Annotated in this window: 12 protein-coding genes; all 12 read left to right on the forward strand. The window is 63.4% G+C overall.

Annotated elements, in window-relative coordinates:
- Nucleotide 1: 1 nt before the first annotated feature.
- Nucleotides 2–1,129, forward strand: a complete 1,128-nt coding sequence (murG, locus tag EOA19_RS10275) for an undecaprenyldiphospho-muramoylpentapeptide beta-N-acetylglucosaminyltransferase (protein ID WP_128303495.1) — start codon at nucleotides 2–4, stop codon at nucleotides 1,127–1,129.
- A complete protein-coding gene (gene murC, locus EOA19_RS10280; RefSeq protein WP_023813140.1) occupies nucleotides 1,126–2,532 on the forward strand; it encodes a UDP-N-acetylmuramate--L-alanine ligase in 1,407 nt (468 codons plus the stop codon). Before murG ends, murC begins: the two co-directional genes overlap by 4 nt.
- Nucleotides 2,529–3,494, forward strand: a complete 966-nt coding sequence (gene murB / locus EOA19_RS10285; RefSeq protein WP_031213597.1) for a UDP-N-acetylmuramate dehydrogenase — start codon at nucleotides 2,529–2,531, stop codon at nucleotides 3,492–3,494. The genes murC and murB overlap by 4 nt, the downstream gene beginning before the upstream one ends.
- A 313-nt stretch (nucleotides 3,495–3,807) precedes the next feature.
- Nucleotides 3,808–4,734: a D-alanine--D-alanine ligase gene (locus EOA19_RS10290; protein ID WP_023813138.1), complete on the forward strand. Its 927-nt coding sequence runs from the start codon at nucleotides 3,808–3,810 to the stop codon at nucleotides 4,732–4,734.
- Nucleotides 4,722–5,663, forward strand: a complete 942-nt coding sequence (locus EOA19_RS10295; protein ID WP_128303496.1) for a cell division protein FtsQ/DivIB — start codon at nucleotides 4,722–4,724, stop codon at nucleotides 5,661–5,663. The genes EOA19_RS10290 and EOA19_RS10295 overlap by 13 nt, the downstream gene beginning before the upstream one ends.
- Nucleotides 5,660–6,967 carry a cell division protein FtsA gene (gene ftsA, locus EOA19_RS10300; RefSeq protein WP_128303497.1) on the forward strand — a complete coding sequence of 436 codons (1,308 nt, stop codon included), beginning with the start codon at nucleotides 5,660–5,662 and terminating at the stop codon, nucleotides 6,965–6,967. Before EOA19_RS10295 ends, ftsA begins: the two co-directional genes overlap by 4 nt.
- A gap of 68 nt (nucleotides 6,968–7,035) precedes the next feature.
- Complete coding sequence (ftsZ, locus tag EOA19_RS10305) at nucleotides 7,036–8,718, forward strand: cell division protein FtsZ (protein WP_128303498.1); 1,683 nt, start codon at nucleotides 7,036–7,038, stop codon at nucleotides 8,716–8,718.
- 281 nt (nucleotides 8,719–8,999) lie between these two features.
- Entirely contained in the window at nucleotides 9,000–9,950 is a 951-nt protein-coding gene (gene lpxC / locus EOA19_RS10310; protein WP_023813134.1) for a UDP-3-O-acyl-N-acetylglucosamine deacetylase, read from the forward strand.
- Nucleotides 9,951–10,212: 262 nt separating this feature from the next.
- Nucleotides 10,213–11,082 carry an outer membrane protein assembly factor BamD gene (locus EOA19_RS10315; RefSeq protein WP_023813133.1) on the forward strand — a complete coding sequence of 290 codons (870 nt, stop codon included), beginning with the start codon at nucleotides 10,213–10,215 and terminating at the stop codon, nucleotides 11,080–11,082.
- A gap of 219 nt (nucleotides 11,083–11,301) precedes the next feature.
- Entirely contained in the window at nucleotides 11,302–12,975 is a 1,674-nt protein-coding gene (gene recN / locus EOA19_RS10320; protein ID WP_128303499.1) for a DNA repair protein RecN, read from the forward strand.
- Nucleotides 12,976–13,087: 112 nt separating this feature from the next.
- The gene (gene ligA / locus EOA19_RS10325) at nucleotides 13,088–15,292 is read left to right on the forward strand and encodes an NAD-dependent DNA ligase LigA (protein ID WP_128303500.1); all 2,205 of its coding nucleotides are present in this window, start codon (nucleotides 13,088–13,090) and stop codon (nucleotides 15,290–15,292) included.
- Nucleotides 15,289–15,981, forward strand: coding sequence for a TIGR02453 family protein (locus EOA19_RS10330; RefSeq protein ID WP_128303501.1), 693 nt, complete (start codon nucleotides 15,289–15,291; stop codon nucleotides 15,979–15,981). The genes ligA and EOA19_RS10330 overlap by 4 nt, the downstream gene beginning before the upstream one ends.

The following is a 15,981-nucleotide window of genomic DNA, read 5'->3' on the forward strand; positions in this document are numbered from 1 at the left end:
TATGGCCAGAGGCGTCATCCTTCTCGCGGCAGGCGGCACCGGTGGGCATCTTTTCCCGGCCGAAGCGCTGGCGCATGAGCTGAACGAGCGCGGCTGGTCAGTGCATCTGGCGACCGACGACCGTGCAGAGCGTTTCGCCGGCCATTTCCCGGCCGCAGCCGTCCATCCGATCCAGTCGGCGACGATGGGCTCGAAAAACCCCTTTGCCCTGCTTGGTGCCTTCTGGAAAATCTGGCGCGGCGTGCGCCAGGCTTCCGCCGTCATCGCCAGGATCAAGCCGGATGCGGTCGTCGGCTTTGGCGGCTATCCGACCTTGCCGCCGCTCTACGCGGCGACACGGCGCAAGGTGCCGACCCTGATCCATGAGCAGAACGCGGTGATGGGGCGCGCCAACCGGGCGCTGGCCGGCCGTGTCGATGCCATCGCCGGCGGCTTCCTGCCGCAGGACACCAGTGCTGCCGGGGTCAAGACGGTGACGACAGGCAATCCGGTCAGGCCGGCCGTGCTGGAAGCTGCCAGGACGAATTATGCGGCATCGACCGGGGAACAGCCGTTCCGCCTGCTGGTGTTCGGCGGCAGCCAAGGCGCTCAGTTCTTTTCCGATGCCGTGCCGGGGGCGATCGCGCTGCTTTCCGATGCTCAGCGCAAGCGGCTGGTCATTACCCAACAAGCTCGCGCCGATGATGTGGCGCGGGTCAAGGCGGCCTATGCGGCACTGGGCGTTGCTGCCGAGGTCTCACCCTTCTTCACCGACATGGCGCAGCGCATGGCGGCTGCGCACCTGGTGATCTCGCGCTCCGGCGCCTCGACCGTTTCGGAGATCGCCGTCATCGGCCGGCCGGCGCTGCTGGTGCCTTACCCCTACGCGCTCGACCACGACCAGGCGGCGAACGCGGCGGCCCTTGCCGCTGCCGGCGGCGGCGAAGTGCACCCGCAATCCTCGCTCTCGCCCGAACGCATCGCAGTGCTCCTCGGCGGGCTGATCGACCAGCCTGAGCGGCTTGTGGCGATGGCGGCGGGCGCGAAATCGGCCGGCCGGCCGAACGCGGCACGGTTGCTCGCTGATCTTACAGAGGCTATTGCGTCCAAAAAAACCATTTCGGATTTCAGGAAGGGGACGCAAGCATGAAGATGCCGCAGACCATCGGCCTTGTGCATTTCATCGGCATTGGCGGCATCGGCATGAGCGGCATTGCCGAAGTGCTGCACAATCTCGGCTACAAGGTGCAAGGGTCCGATCAGGCCGAAAGCGCCAATGTGCAGCGGCTGCGCGACAAGGGCATCGAATGCTTCGTCGGCCATAGGGCCGAGAATCTCGGCGATGCCGAGGTTGTCGTCGTCTCGACGGCGATCAAGAAATCCAACCCTGAGCTCAAGGCCGCGCGCGAAAAGCTGCTGCCGATCGTGCGCCGGGCCGAAATGCTGGCCGAGCTGATGCGCTTTCGCCAGGCGGTGGCGATCGGCGGCACGCATGGCAAGACGACCACGACCTCGATGGTGGCGACCTTGCTCGATGCCGGTGGGCTCGATCCGACCGTCATCAATGGCGGCATCATCAATGCCTACGGCACCAACGCGCGCATGGGCGACGGCGAATGGATGGTGGTCGAGGCCGACGAAAGCGACGGCACTTTCCTGAAACTGCCGGCCGAGATCGCGGTCGTCACCAACATCGATCCCGAGCATCTCGATCACTATGGCAGCTTCGACAAGGTGCGGGAGGCGTTCCGCCAGTTTGTCGAGAACGTGCCGTTCTACGGTTTTGGCGTGATGTGCACCGACCATCCCGAGGTGCAGGCGCTGGTCAGCCGCATCGAGGACCGCCGGGTCATCACCTATGGCGAGAATGCGCAGGCCGACGTGCGCTTTACCAATCACCGCATGGCAGGTGCCATTTCGGAATTCGACGTGGTGATCCGCGACCGCAAGACAGGCGGCCAGACTGTCATAGCAGGCCTGCGCCTGCCGATGCCCGGCCGCCACAACGTCTCCAACGCGACGGCAGCGATCGCGGTCGCGCATGAGCTCGGCCTGTCGGCCGAGGCGATCAAGAAGGGCCTGTCGTCCTTCGCCGGCGTCAAGCGCCGCTTCACCCATACCGGTTCGTGGGACGGCGTCGAAATATTCGACGATTACGGCCACCATCCGGTCGAGATCTCGGCGGTGCTGAAGGCGGCGCGCAGCGCCACCCAGGGTCGCGTCATCGCCATTGCCCAGCCGCATCGCTTCACCCGGCTGCATGATCTGTTCAACGAGTTTTCCACTTGCTTCAACGACGCCGACACAGTGATGGTGGCGCCGGTCTACGCGGCCGGCGAAGAGCCGATCGACGGCGTCAGCTCGGACGCGCTGGTGTCGCGCATCCGCGCCGGCGGCCATCGCGACGCGCGCTACATCGAGGGTCCGGCGGCGATCGCGCCCGTCATCCGTGATCTGGCCAAGCCGGGTGACTTCGTCGTCTTCCTGGGCGCCGGCAACATCACCCAATGGGCCTATGCGTTGCCCAAGGAGCTTGGCGGGACCGTCTCATGATGCACGGCCAGGCCCTGATCGACAGACTTGGCGACCGGCTTGCCGGCCTGCGCGGCCGCCTCACGCCGAACGCCGAGATGGACAAGATCACCTGGTTCCGTGCCGGGGGCCTGGCTGAAGCGTTGTTCCAGCCGGCTGATGAGGAGGATCTTGCGGTGTTCCTCAAAGCCGTTCCTGAAGAAATACCTCTTACCGTCGTTGGCGTCGGCTCGAACCTTTTGGTCCGCGACGGCGGCATCGAGGGCTTTGTCATCCGCCTTTCGGCCAAGGGCTTCGGCGAGGCCGAGGTGATTTCGCCGATCAGGATCAAGGCGGGAGCTGCGACCCCCGACAAGCGTGTCGCAGCGGTGGCGCTCGAGGCCGGCATTGGCGGCTTTCATTTCTACCACGGCATTCCGGGTGCAATCGGCGGTGCGCTGCGGATGAATGCCGGCGCCAATGGTGTCGAGACGCGCGAGCGCGTCGTCGAAGTGCGGGCGCTCGACCGCAAGGGCAATGTGCAGACGCTGAGCAATGCCGATATGGGATACGCCTATCGCCATTCAGCGGCGCCCTCCGGGCTGATCTTCACCTCGGCCGTGTTCGAAGGCTTTGCCGAGGAGAAAACGGCGATCAAGGCGGCGATGGAGGCCGTGCAGAACCATCGCGAGACCGTGCAGCCGATCCGCGAGAAGACCGGTGGCTCGACCTTCAAGAATCCGGAAGGCACGTCGGCCTGGAAGGAGATCGACAGAGCGGGCTGCCGCGGCCTGATGATCGGCGGGGCCCAGATGTCGCCGATGCATTGCAACTTCATGATCAACACGGGAACCGCGACCGGCTACGACCTTGAATATCTCGGCGAGACGGTGCGCACGCGGGTGCTGGAGAATTCCGGTATCCGGTTGCAATGGGAAATCAAGCGAATCGGCAATTTCCGGCCGGGGCATGCCGTGCAGGAGTTTCTCGGGCAGCTCCTTTAAGGTGCACTTTGGCGCGCGTTGAAGTTCATGTGATGCATGAACTTCAACGAGGCCGAAACGGTCCGCGACCGTTGCCGCAAAGACTCAACGACACGCTTTTCGCATCCATTTTCTCAGAAAGTGAATCTCTCGGAATCGTAAGCACTTGCCAGTGAATCAACTCTCTGATTCTCTGCTCGAAAGCGTTTCCTGATTTGAGTCGTTCGACGCGTTTTCAGCGTTTTCCGTCTGGGGGGCAACCTGCCGGGAGACTCTGACTCAATGTTGCGGAAAATCTGGTTTTGGTCCGCCGTGAGAGAGGGGATGCCGGGGAATGAAAAACAAGCATGTGGCCGTCCTGCTGGGTGGTTTTTCGTCCGAGCGGCCCGTGTCTCTTTCGTCGGGAAGGGCTTGTGCCGATGAGCTCGAGAAGGAAGGCTACCAGGTCACCCGTGTCGATGTCGGGCGCGATGTCGGCTCCGTGCTTGCCGAGCTCAAGCCGGATGTCGCCTTCAATGCGCTGCACGGCCCTTTTGGCGAGGACGGCACCATTCAGGGCATCCTTGAATATCTCGGCATTCCCTACACCCATTCTGGCGTGCTCGCCTCGGCTCTGGCCATGAACAAGGAGCAGGCCAAGCGGGTTGCCAAGTCGGTCGGCATCGTGGTCGCCGAATCGAAGGTCGCCAGCCGCTTTGCCATCCAGAACAAGCATCCGATGAAGCCGCCCTATGTGGTCAAGCCGGTCAATGAGGGTTCGAGCTTCGGTGTCGTCATCGTGCATGAGGGCCAGTCGCATCCGCCGCAGGTTCTTGGCTCGTCGGAGTGGAAATATGGCGATACCGTCATGGTCGAGCGCTACATCCACGGCAGGGAGCTGACCTGCGCGGTGATGGGCGATGTGGCGCTGGGGGTCTGCGAGATCATCCCGACCGGCCATTCCTTCTACGACTATGATTCAAAATATGTCGCCGGGGGATCAAAGCACGAATGCCCCGCAAAAGTTTCACCGAATATTTACCAAAAAATACAAACACTGGCGCTCAAGGCTCACCAAGCGATCGGCTGTCGAGGCGTTTCCCGTTCGGACTTCCGTTATGACGATCGTCATTCCGAAAACGGCGAGATTGTCTGGCTCGAGGTCAACACCCAGCCGGGTATGACGCCGACGTCTTTGGTGCCTGAAATCGCCGCCCATGCCGGGCACTCGTTTGGCGATTTGTTGAGTTGGATGGTGGAGGACGCTTCGTGTCTGCGTTGAAATGGGGACAAGGTAGGGAGAGGGGCGCGGCCGGGCCGGCGCTGTTCGGCCTGTCATTGTCGTTGGACCATTTCGTACTGCCGCGCATGCTTCGCCGCCCGGTGCGCATTCTGGCGCGCCTGGGCGTTGGGGAATTCCAGGCGCCGCGCTTTTCCGCGGCCATGATGTCGGCCGTGCTGATTTTCTCGAGCAGTGCCTATGGTGCCTACCTTGGCGGTCACGTCGACGGTATCGTGCAGAGCATCACCGCCCGTACCGGCTTTGCCGTTGATCAGGTCAAGGTGGTCGGCAATCGCCAGACCTCGGAAATCGATATACTCGACAGGCTTGAACTTGATGGCTGGACGTCGCTGATCGGCTTTAATGCCGAGGCAGCGCGCGAACGGATCTCCGGCCTGCCGTGGATCGAGGTTGCGGCCGTGCGCAAGGTCTACCCGCATACGCTGGAAGTACGTGTCGAGGAGCGCGAGGCTTTCGCGCTCTGGCAGCAGGGCGACGAGCTTTCGGTCATCGAGAGGAATGGTGCCATGATCGCGCCGTTCTCGGGTGGCAAGCAGGTGCTTCTGCCGCTGCTGATCGGCACCGGCGCGCCGGCGAGCGCGCCCGATTTCCTGGCCAAGGTCGAAAAATATCCCGAGCTCGCGAGCCGGATCAAAGGTTATATCCGCGTCGGCGAGCGGCGCTGGGACCTGAAGCTGGACAATGGCATCACCGTCAAGCTTCCCGAGGACGACGAGGAACAGGCGCTCGCCGAACTCGTGAAGATGGATCATGACAGCGGCTTGCTGTCGCGTGACATCGCCGCCGTCGACATGCGCCTGACGGACCGGCTGGTCGTGCAGTTGACGGCGGAAGCGGCGACGCAGCGCGAAGCCGCCCTCAACGAGAAACCCAAGAGCCTGAAGCGCAAGCCGGAGACGAAGATATGAACTGGCTTGGCGGTCCTGGCGATGCCGCGTCGCGCCGGTCCGGCACCCTGACGGTGCTGGATGTCGGTTCGAGCAAGGTCTGCTGCATGGTGGCCAAGCTGAAGCCGTGCGATGACGGCAAGCTGCTGCGCGGCCGCTCGCACCGGATCCAGGTGATCGGCATCGGCCATCAGAAATCGCAAGGCGTGAAGTCTGGTGTCATCGTCGATCTCGACCGCGCCGAGCACGCCATCCGCCTTTCCGTCGACGCGGCCGAGCGCATGGCCGGGCTGACGGTCGATTCGCTCATCGTCAACATGACGGCCGGCCGGCTCAAGAGCGAAGCCTTCTCCGCCACCATCAATCTTGGCGGCCATGAGGCCGACGAGGCCGACATCAAGCGCGTTCTCGGTGCTGGCGCCAAGCAGGCGCTGAAGGCCGAGCGCGAGGTGATCCATTCGCTTCCCGTCGGCTTCTCGCTGGATGCCGAACGCGGCGTGCGCGATCCGCGCGGCATGATCGGTGACGCACTCGGCGTCGACATGCATGTGCTGACCGGCGACGCCGCGCCGATGCGCAATCTGGAGCTTTCCATCAACCGTTCGCATCTGTCGGTCGAGCGCATGGTGGCGACGCCCTATGCCAGCGGTTTGGCGGCCCTGGTCGACGACGAGCTGGAAATGGGTGCGGCCTGCATCGACATGGGCGGCGGCACGACAACGATTTCGGTGTTTTCGGAAGGCAAGTTCGTCCATGGCGACGCCATCGCCATCGGCGGCAACCACGTCACGCTGGACATGGCCAAGGGGCTGTCGACCTCGCTCGATGCCGCGGAACGGCTGAAGGTGATGCATGGCTCGGCGCTGCCGGGCAGCGCAGACGACCGCGACCTGGTCTCGATCCAGCCGATCGGCGACGATGGCGACGTGCCCTTGCAGATCCCGCGCTCGGTGATGACGCGCATCGTGCGTGCCCGTATCGACGAGACGCTCGAACTGCTGCGCGACCGGCTGAACAGGTCCGGCTATGGCAATGCAGTGGGCAAGCGTGTGGTTCTTACCGGCGGTGCCAGCCAGCTTGCCGGCCTGCCGGAGGCGGCGCGCCGCATCCTGGGACGCAATGTGCGCATCGGCCGCCCGCTCGGCGTGGCCGGCCTGCCGGAAGCGGCGAAGGGGCCGGCCTTCTCGGCCGCGGTGGGGCTTCTGATCTATCCGCAGATGGCGAGCTTCGAGAGCCATCCTGCGAAAGGAATTTCCGGTCTCAAAATGACCGGAACGGGCGGAAAACTGCATCGCATGAGTCAGTGGTTGAGAGACAGTTTCTAAAATTGACGGGGACAGCCCCATAGGCGGCCGCGGCGGCGAAGCGGCGTGAAAGGCAAAGGACGGAGACAATGACCATCAATCTGCAGAAGCCGGACATCACCGAGCTTAAGCCGCGCATCACCGTGTTCGGTGTCGGCGGCGGCGGCGGCAATGCCGTCAACAACATGATCACCGCCGGTCTGCGCGGTGTCGAGTTCGTGGTGGCCAACACCGACGCGCAGGCGCTGACCATGTCGAAGGCGGGCCGCCTGATCCAGCTCGGCGCGCATGTCACCGAAGGCCTTGGCGCCGGCTCGCAGCCGGAAGTCGGCCGTGCGGCGGCGGAAGAGTGCATCGATGAAATCCTCGATCACCTGACCAACACCCATATGTGCTTCGTCACCGCCGGCATGGGCGGCGGCACCGGCACCGGTGCTGCTCCCGTCGTTGCCCGCGCGGCGCGCGAAAAGGGCATCCTCACCGTCGGCGTCGTCACCAAGCCGTTCCACTTCGAAGGCCAGCGCCGCATGAAGACCGCGGATTTCGGCATCGAGGAATTGCAGAAATGCGTCGATACGCTGATCGTCATCCCCAACCAGAACCTGTTCCGGCTGGCCAATGACAAGACCACCTTCGCCGATGCCTTCGCCATGGCCGACCAGGTGCTCTATTCCGGTGTCGCCTGCATCACCGACCTGATGGTCAAGGAAGGCCTGATCAATCTCGACTTCGCCGACGTCCGTTCCGTCATGCGCGAGATGGGCAAGGCGATGATGGGCACCGGCGAGGCTTCCGGCGAGGGCCGTGCGATGGCCGCCGCCGAAGCGGCGATCGCCAACCCGCTGCTCGACGAGACCTCGATGAAGGGGGCCAAGGGCCTGCTGATCTCGATCACCGGCGGCCGCGACCTGACGCTGTTCGAAGTCGACGAAGCCGCGACCCGTATCCGCGAGGAAGTCGACCAGGACGCCAACATCATCCTGGGCGCCACCTTCGACGAGGAACTCGAAGGCGTCATTCGCGTCTCGGTGGTTGCCACCGGCATCGACAAGTCGGCGGCTGAAATCGCCGCCGCGCCGATCTCGATCCGCACGGCGCCTCCGAAGCCGGCCAGCCGCCCGGCGGCTCAGATCGCGGAGGTTCGTCCGGCGCCTGTCCAGCAGGCGGCATACGAGCCACGCGCTGTCGACCCGGTCGCGGAAGCCATCCATCTGGCCGAAGCTAATGCCGCGGCTATGGCGCAGGCGCGCCCGGCCCCGGTCGCCCACGCTGAAGATTTCCGCCCGCAGAGCAAGATCTTCCAGGCACCGCCCGCCCAGCCGATGGCGCAGCCGGTGGTCCAGCAGATGCAGCCGGCCCCGCAGCCGCGCGAGATGCTGCAGCGCGAAGCGCCGCAGCCGGTTGCGATGGCGCCGCAGCGTATGCCGCGCGTCGAGGACTTTCCGCCGGTCGTCAAGGCCGAGGTGGATGCCAAGAGCCGCCCGGTCGATCACGAGAACAACAGCGGACCGATGGGCCTGCTGAAGCGCCTGACCAATGGCCTGACCCGCCGCGAGGAGGAACCCGCAAGGCTGCAGCCGGCGCAGCCGCGCGAGCCCAAGCTGCGCCAGGCAGCGCCCGAAGTACGCCGTCTTGCCAGTCAGGATGCGCAGCTCTATGCGCCGCGCCGTGGCCAGCTCGATGATCAGGGCCGCCTGACGCCGCAGGTGAGGACGACTCAGGAAGACGATCAGCTGGAGATTCCGGCGTTCCTGCGCCGCCAGGCCAACTGATTGGTAAACGGACTGTAACATTTGTTAACAGGCAAGCGAGGAATCGCTTGCCTGTTAACGTTTTAAATGATGGGATTTCAACGACTTACCAATTCGTACTCATTCCATTTTGCGGTTACACTGAGTAAGAAACCGTGATTTGGAGTCTCCCTGACGGGACATTATCTTCGCTGCCTACCATCATCGGTTTGCCGGGATTTCGGGGGAAGTCGCCCTGCCAGCCGATTCACACAAGAGCCGCGCCCTCGGGCTGGAGAAGCGGACCTAGGCATTACGGGCTTATGGGGATTGTCTTGCACGACTATCAGACGACATTGAAGACGCGCGCGTCGCTTACCGGCACCGGCGTCCACAGCGGCAAGGAAGTGTCCATCAGCTTCGTGCCCGCGGATGCTGACACCGGCATCGTTTTCCAGCTTTTCAACGGTGCGGAGCAGGGCCGCGAGTTTCGTGCCCTGGTTTCGGAAGTCGGCGCTACCGACCTGTGCACCATGCTTGGTGATCCCGCCGGCGAGCATATCGCCACGGTCGAGCACATCATGGCGGCGCTGTTTGGGCTCGGCATCGATAATGTCGCTGTCGAGATCGATGGTTCCGAGGTTCCTATCTTCGATGGCAGCGCCATGGCGTTCGTCGAAGCCATCGATCAGGCGGGCATCGAGACGCTTTCGGTCAAGCGCCGCTATATCAGGGTCATCAAGCCGGTCCGCATCGAGAACGGCGCCTCGTGGGCGGAGTTTCGCCCCTATGACGGGACCCGTTTCGAGATCGAGATCGACTTCGAAAGTCCGGCGATCGGCCGTCAGCTGTTTGCCTCCGACCTCAATGCCGATATTTTCCGTCGCGACATCGCGCGCGCCCGCACCTTCGGCTTCATGAAGGATGTCGAGCGGCTGTGGGCTGCAGGCTATGCGCTCGGCTCCTCGCTGGAGAACTCGCTGGTCATCGGCGACGACAACCGCGTCATCAATATGGGCGGCCTGCGCTATCCCAACGAATTCGTGCGCCATAAAACGCTGGACGCCATGGGCGACCTGGCGCTGGCCGGCGCCCGCTTCATCGGCTGCTTCCGCTCCTATCGCGGCGGCCACAGGATGAATGCCGCGGCCCTGCGCCGTCTGCTCTCGGACCGCACGGCATTCGAAATCGTCGAGACGACACGCCGCGAGCGTGGCCGCAGCGCCGAGATGAACGCCGTCAATGCGCCACTCTACGCGCCCTGGATGATCTGATTTCCCGGGTTTTTCGGGTTCCATGGGCGATAGCGCATGTGGCAGGAATGCACCACTCGCCAGTGAAATTGCATTGACGTCCAAGCTGCGTCCGGCCGCCACAAAAATGTGCGATTGGCCGGAGATAGCGTTGTCGGGCAAGGCGGTTATGGTTTATGGCTGCTGCCGTCGATTAATGCATGTCGTTCAAAAGTGGGGACCAGTTTTGAAACAATGGCATGCAACTGGCATTGAAATGGCGCCGAAAGGGCGAGATCCAATCATGTTCTTCAAGCGAGTTGGTCAATTGAAAGCACCGCAGAGGGCTGTTTTCCTGGCGCTTTCAGTAGTTGTTCCATCGCTCTTTCTGTCGGCCTGCATGTCGTCGGAGAAAGATATCGACCTGTCGACCTATGTCGACCAGACCGAGCCGGCCGATGTTCTCTACAATCAGGGCCTTGCCAATCTCAATGCCGGGCGCCTGCAGGAGGCGAGCAAGAAGTTCGACGCCGTCGACCGCCAGCATCCCTATTCAGAATGGGCCCGCAAATCGATGGTGATGGGCGCTTTCGCCGACTATCGCCAGGGCAATTACGATGAGGCGATCGGCTCGGCCAAGCGCTATCTCACGCTTTACCCGTCGACCGATGACGCCGCCTATGCGCAGTACATCATCGGCTTGAGCTACTACCGTCAGATCAAGGACGTGACGCAGGACCAGAAGGAAGCGCGTCAGACCGTACAGACGATGCAGGATCTGGTCACGCGCTGGCCGACATCGGAATATGTCGACGACGCCAAGGAAAAGATCCGCTTCGCCAACGACCAGTTGGCCGGCAAGGAAATGCAGATCGGCCGCTACTATCTTGAGCGGCGTGAATACATCGCTGCCGTGAAGCGCTTCCGCACCGTGGTCGAGAACTATTCCAACACCCGCCATGTCGAGGAGGCGCTCGCCCGCCTGACCGAAAGCTATTACGCGATGGGCCTGACTTCGGAGGCGCAGACCGCCGCCGCCGTGCTCGGCACCAATTACCCTGACAGTTCATGGTACAAGGATTCATACAAGCTCTTGCAGAGCAATGGGCTTGCACCGCGCGAAAATGCCGGGTCGTGGATATCCAAGGCCGGAAAGATGATCACCGGCGCCTGATCCCAAGCAGACGTTGCAGGCTTCACCAACGCGCCGTCTGCCTGGTTTTGTTGCTTGTCGCGGGTTCTAGCCGCAAAACCGCACGACACTTTTGTGGAACCTGCCTGGAGCACTCGGATCGAAGCGTGCGCTTTTTCGGATTGATCCGGTGCTCAAACAAAAAGATAGTGCGGCGCTGCGACTCCAAACCGTCGCGTGCCGTTCTAGATTTGGGTTCTGATGCTTTCCAGACTGTCGATCCGCGATATCGTCCTGATCGAGAAGCTGGATATCGACTTCCAGCCGGGTCTTTCGGTGCTGACCGGCGAAACCGGTGCCGGCAAATCCATCCTGCTCGATGCCTTGTCGCTGGCGCTCGGAGCGCGCGGCGATGCTTCGCTGGTGCGCCATGGCGCGGCGCAGGGGCAGGTCATCGCCGTCTTCGACGTGCCGCGTAACCATCCGGCGCGTACGTTGCTTGCCGACAATGCGATCGAGGATGACGGCGACATCATCCTGCGCCGCCTGCAGACGGCGGACGGCCGCACCCGCGTCTTCGTCAACGATCAGCCTTCAAGCGTCACCCTGATGCGCGATGTCGGGCGCGCGCTGGTCGAGATCCACGGCCAGCATGACGAGCGCGCGCTGGTCGATCCCGGAGCGCACCGCGAGGTGCTCGACGCTTTCGGTGGCCATCTCGGCGCCGTCCGCTCGACCGGCGAGGCATGGCGGCACTGGCGCGCCTGCGAGCAGGAGCTGTCGCGACACCGCGCCAAGGTGGCGGCGGCGGCGCGCGAGGCTGATTATTTGCGCGCGGCGGTGGCGGAACTGACCAAGCTCGATCCGCAGCCGGGCGAGGAGACTGATCTCGCCGAACTGCGGGCGTCGATGATGCGAGCGGAGAAGATCGCTTCCGAAATCCATGATGCGCAGGATGTGCTATCCGGCCCGTCCTCGCCCTTGCCGCAACTGGCCAGCCTGCTGCGGCGGCTGCAGCGCAAGGTGACGGAGGCGCCCGGCCTGCTCGACGATGTCGTCAAATCGCTCGATGAGGCGATGCTGTCGCTCGACGCGGCGCAATCGGGCGTCGAGGCAGCATTGCGCGCCACCGAATATGATCCGCAACGGCTGGAGAAAGCGGAGGAGCGGCTGTTTTCGCTGCGCGCGGCCTCGCGCAAGCACAGCGTCGCCGTCGACGATTTGGCGCAGCTGCGCGACACGATGTCGGCCGATCTCGCCGATCTCGATGCCGGCGAGGAGCGCCTGCACGGGTTGGAAAAGCAGGCCACCGCCGCGCGCGAGACCTATGACATCGCCGCCGCGCAGCTGTCCTCGCTTCGCCATGCGGCGGCGGTCGGCCTGACCAAGGCGGTGATGGCGGAATTGCCGGCTCTGAAGCTCGAACGCGCCGCCTTTATCGTGGAAATGAAGAGCGAGGTCGAAAGCCGCATGGAAGAGGGGATCGATCAGATCGAATTCTGGGTGCGGACCAATCCAGGCACGCGGCCCGGGCCGATGATGAAAGTGGCCTCCGGCGGGGAGCTTTCGCGCTTCCTTCTGGCGCTGAAGGTGGCGCTGGCTGATCGCGGCTCGGCGCCGACGCTGGTGTTCGACGAAATCGACACCGGTGTGGGCGGCGCTGTCGCCGACGCTATCGGCCAGCGGCTGGCGCGGCTGTCGAAGCGGGTCCAGGTGCTGTCGGTGACGCATGCGCCACAGGTGGCGGCGCGCGCGGCGACGCATTTCCTGATCTCCAAATCCGGCACCACCGACCGTGTCGCCACAGGCATTGCCGAAATGGATCGGCCGGCGCGGCAGGAAGAGATCGCACGCATGCTGGCCGGCGCCACCATCACCGACGAGGCGCGCGCCGCCGCGGAGCGGCTGCTGCGTGAGAATACCACGGCGGCATAAGAACAACGGATGTCAGGGATCGAGTCAGGATATGGCTGCATCCCGCTGTTCAGGAATGCTTTTCCCAAAATCCTGATCTATTGTGGCGGAGCACCGTCCGGGGAAGGTAAGCATGGCTGAAAAACCTGTCGATTCGCTCAGTGAGAGCGAGGCCGAAGCCGAGCTGAAACGGCTGGCGGAAGAGATCGCCGAGCACGACCGGCGTTACCATACCGAAGATGCGCCTGTTATCACCGATGCGGAGTATGATGCGCTGGCGCGGCGCAACCTTGCCATCGAGGAGCGCTTTCCGGCGCTGGTGCGCGAGGATTCGCCATCGCTCAGGGTTGGTGCAGCACCCGCGGAAGGCTTTACCAAGGTGCGCCACGCCGTGCCGATGCTCAGCCTTGCCAAGGCCTATACCGATGATGACGTCACGGATTTCATCGAACGCGGGCGGCGGTTCTTCGATCGCGACAAGGAGCTCGACATCGCCTTCACCGCCGAACCGAAGATCGACGGGCTGTCGGCTTCGCTGCGCTACGAGAACGGTGTTTTCGTGCAGGGCGCAACGCGTGGCAATGGCACTGTGGGCGAAGACATCACCGCCAATTTGAAGACTATCGCCGACATCCCTGCGAAGTTGAAAGGCTCGGGCTGGCCCGAAACCATCGAGATCCGCGGCGAGGTTTATATGACCTATGCGGAATTCGAGGCGCTGAAGCAACGCTCGGCAGCGGCCGGCGGCCAGGACTACGTCAATCCGCGCAACACGGCAGCCGGGTCGCTGCGCCAGAAGGATCCGTCCGTCACTGCCAGCCGCAATCTCAAATTCTTCGCCTATGCCTGGGGTTACACGACGGCGGATCCCGCTCCGACCCAATATGATTCGGTGCAGAAATTCGCCGAGTGGGGTTTCAAGATCAGTCCGCTGATGGTGCGGGCGAAATCGGCCGAGGAGTTGATCGCGCATTATCATCGGATCGAGGAGCAGCGCTCGGCGCTCGGCTACGATATCGACGGTGTCGTCTACAAGGTCGACCAGCTAAAATTGCAACGCCGATGGGGCTTCGTCACCGGCGAACCGCGCTGGGCGGTCGCGCACAAATTCCCGGCCGAACAGGCGATGACGACCGTACAGAAGATCGACATCCAGGTCGGTCGTACCGGTACGCTGGCGCCGGTTGCGCGGCTGGCGCCGGTCACTGTCGGCGGCGTCGTGGTCGAGAACGTCACGCTCCACAATGAGGACTACATCAAGGGCCTGGACAGCACCGGCGAGCCGATCCGAGATGGCATCGATGTGCGCATCGGCGATACGGTCGTGATCCAGCGGGCAGGCGATGTCATTCCGCAGATCGTCAGCGTCGTCATCGACAAGCGGCCTGCTGATGCGGTGCCTTACGAGTTCCCTCACACTTGCCCGATCTGCGGCTCGCCGGCGACGCGCGAGATCAACGAAAAGACCGGCAAGGAAGATTCCCGCCGGCGCTGCACCGGCGAACTGAGCTGCCCGGCGCAGGCGGTGGAGGGATTGCGCCACTTCGTGTCACGCGGCGCCCTGGACATCGAAGGGCTCGGCGCGGAAAACATAGACACGTTCTTCAATGCGGGATTGATCAAGACCGCCGCCGATATCTTCACGCTCAGGGACCGCCGTCCGGCTGTCACCAGGGCGCTGGCCGAGCGCCGTGAGGAGCAGGCAAGGCAGCGCGAGGCCGCATCGGGCAAGACACGCAAGAATGTGCGCAGCGTCGAGGATCGCAACTATGAGGGCCTCGACAAGCTGTTCGCCGCCATCGATTCGCGCCGCGAGCCGGAGCTGGACCGCTTCATCTTCGCGCTCGGCATCCGCCATATCGGTGAAACGACGGCCGCCGTGCTTGCCCGGACGTTCTCGACGATCGAGGAGCTGATGCGCGTCGGCAAGGAGACAGCCGCAGCGGAGAATCCACATACGGTTTTCCCCTCGGTCAACGGCATCGGCGATACCGTGATCGATGCTTTGCGCGACTTCTTCGGCAATGAGCGCAATGACGACGTGCTTGACGCGTTGCTCCGCCAAGTCAAGCCGAAGCCGTATATCGTCAACGTCTCGGCCGACAGCGAGGTCGCCGGCAAGACGGTCGTGTTCACGGGCTCGCTGGAGAAGATGACACGCTCCGAAGCCAAGGCGATGGCGGAGCGCCTCGGCGCCAAGGTCGCGGGCTCGGTTTCGGCGAAGACCGATCTTGTCGTGGCCGGGCCAGGTGCCGGCTCCAAGCTGAAGCTCGCCAGCGAACTCGGCATCGAGGTGATCGACGAGGATGCCTGGCTGGTGCGGATCGGCAAGGCATGACCGGACCGTTCAGCGGCTTCGGCCCCAAAGCCATTCCGTTCCTCAAGGCGCTGGATTTCCACCAGAGCCGCGAGTGGTTCCTGGAGAATCGCGACCTCTTCGAACAGGAGTTGCGCGATCCGCTCAGTGATCTCGTCGAGACGCTGACCGAGCGCTTCGCGGAGGCAGGTCTCGGCCTGCGCGGCGACCGCAAGAAGTCGCTGTTCCGGATCAATCGCGACGTGCGTTTCGCTAGGGATAAGCGGCCCTACAACAGGCATTTGTCGGCCATCCTGTCGCCCGACGGCACCAAGATGGAGCAGGGCGTGTTCTACGTGCATATCGGGCTTGAGCGCTGCTTTGCCGACATTGCCTGGTGGCAGCCGGAGCCTGCGCTGCTGCTGGCGATGCGCAAAGCCGTCGCGACGAAGCCGGACAAGTTTCGCGCCCTGGTGGCGGCGCTGAAGAAGAACCGGCTTGAACTCGAGACCGAAGGCCGTATGAAGCGTACGCCACGCGGCTTCGAGGAAATCAGCGATCCCGATCTGGTCGCCGCCATCCGCCACCGGCATTTCTATGTCCAGCATGTCATCGATCCGGCCGGAATCCATACGGCTGATCTGGTCGATGAACTCGTCGATTTCACCTTGCGCGCCAAGCCGCTGCTCGACTGGGGCAGGGCGATTGAGGGCAAGATCCCGAAGGAATAA

This window comes from Mesorhizobium sp. M7A.F.Ca.US.010.02.1.1 (assembly GCF_004023085.1).
Lineage (GTDB): Bacteria > Pseudomonadota > Alphaproteobacteria > Rhizobiales > Rhizobiaceae > Mesorhizobium.